This is a genomic window from Promineifilum sp. (SeqCode), from assembly GCF_041918635.1.
GTDB lineage: Bacteria > Chloroflexota > Anaerolineae > Promineifilales > Promineifilaceae > Promineifilum.
In genome coordinates this window covers 1-1727 of sequence record NZ_JAYRVJ010000586.1, presented here as the reverse complement: position 1 = coordinate 1727, position 1727 = coordinate 1, and the positions used below count along the sequence as shown (strand labels likewise).

At 69.4% G+C, this 1727-nt stretch carries 1 protein-coding gene and 1 pseudogene; one reads left to right on the top strand and one right to left on the bottom strand.

Annotated elements, in window-relative coordinates; all coding sequences use genetic code 11:
- A pseudogene (locus ACE3UY_RS17400) lies at positions 1–1191 on the top strand (hypothetical protein); the annotation flags it as partial.
- A gap of 2 nt (positions 1192–1193) precedes the next feature.
- Here ACE3UY_RS17400 and ACE3UY_RS17395 read toward each other — a convergent pair.
- On the bottom strand, positions 1194–1727 hold a 534-nt coding region (locus tag ACE3UY_RS17395), incomplete at its 5' end, for an SDR family oxidoreductase (RefSeq protein ID WP_374688754.1).

Genomic DNA, 1727 nt, shown 5'->3' with positions numbered 1-1727 from the left:
TGGACGCTCATCGCCATCATCCTGCTGCACTGGCTCGTCATCTCGGCCTTTATCCAGTGGACAGCCGGCCACTCCTTCGGCCCGCGCTTCTTCGCCGACGTGCTGCCCTACATGGTATTCTTCCTGATCCCCATTCTGGAAGCCATCCAGACGCCGGCGCGACCGGCCGTCACCCGCGCCGCGCTGCTCGGCCTCTATGGCCTGCTGTTCGTCGCCAGCGCGGTTATCCACCACCGTGGGGCAGCATCGCCGGCTGTAGCCGGCTGGAACGTGTCACCGCTCAACGTGGACGCCGCGCCGTGGCGCGTCTGGGATTGGTCGGACATCCCATTCCTGCGCGGTCTGGGCGACGAACTGATCGCCGTCACGCCCGCCCAACTCGGGGTGGAACCGGGCGCGCTGGCGCCGGCCTTCGACATCGTCAACGTGAGCGACGCCCCGGTCGAGGTGTCGGTCATCCTGCCCGGCCGCGCCGCCTTCGCCGAGCACTCGGCCTGGCTCTTCCATCTGGACCCACTGCCCGGCGGCGGGACGGTCGGGCGCTTGATCGAACCCATCCCCGGCGCAGAGATGTTGCGGCTGGAGGTGGCGGTCGATGCGCCAGGCGTGGTCGGGCCGGCCAGTCTGGGCGGCATCAGCCTGGTAGCGCGGCCGGCCGGCGCGGAAGACCACGAGCCGGATCAAACACAGGTGATCGCCCTATCGGTGGCGGCCGATCCGGCCGGCGGGCCGCTCCGGCCGCCGGACGTATCCATCATCTGCCCCGACCCGGCGACCGGCGGCCTGTATGCCCTGTTCGGCGCGGGCTGGCACGACGAGGAGCGCAGCGGCGACGCGGCCTGGCGCTGGGCCGGCTCGCCGGCCTACCTCTACGTCTGGTCTGCCCGCGAACAGGCGGCGACGCTGGCGTTCGCCATCTCCTCGCTCCATGAGACCGGAGCGACCGATGGGCTGGGCGAAATGGGGGTCTTCGACGTGACGCTGCCCGACGGGCAGACCACCACGCTCGCGGCGGCGGCCAATCAACCCAGCCAGCTGGCCGTCCCGCTGCGGCCGGGCTGGAACACGGTCGTCCTGGAACTGGAAGCGGGCAACTTCCGGCTGGCCGATCTGGGCCTGGCCGACGACACGCGCAGCCTCAGCTTTTCGGTGGACGGGGTGACGCTCTCCGGGACGTGCGCCGCGCCCTGAGATCAGCCGACGTTCAACCCGCTCGCCAATTGCCCGCCGTCGATGACGAACGTCGCCCCGGTGGTGAAGCTGGACGCGGGCGAGGCCAGGTAGAGGGCGATACCGGTCAACTCCTCCGGCTCGGCCATGCGCCGCTGCGGCACGGCCCGCACCAGCCGGTCGTGGATGTCGGGCGTGCTCCACAGTACCTGGCTGAACTTGGTCTTGATGAAGCCCGGCGCGATGGCGTTGACCTGGATGTTGTCGGCAGCGACTTCGGCGGCCAGCACCTGGGTCATCATCAGCACCGCCGCCTTGCTGACGCAGTAGACGCCCATCATCGGCTGCGGCTCCAGCCCGGCGACGGAAGCCACGTTGATGATCTTGCCCCCGCCCCGCGCGCGCATGACCGGGATGCAGGCCTGGGCCACGCGGAAATAGCCCTTCACGTTCACGTCAAGGATTTTGTCCCAATGGCTCTCCTCGGCCGTCAGGAAGGGGCCAAAGTGGGGGTTGGTGGCGGCGTTGTTGACCAGGATGTCGATGCCGCCATACTC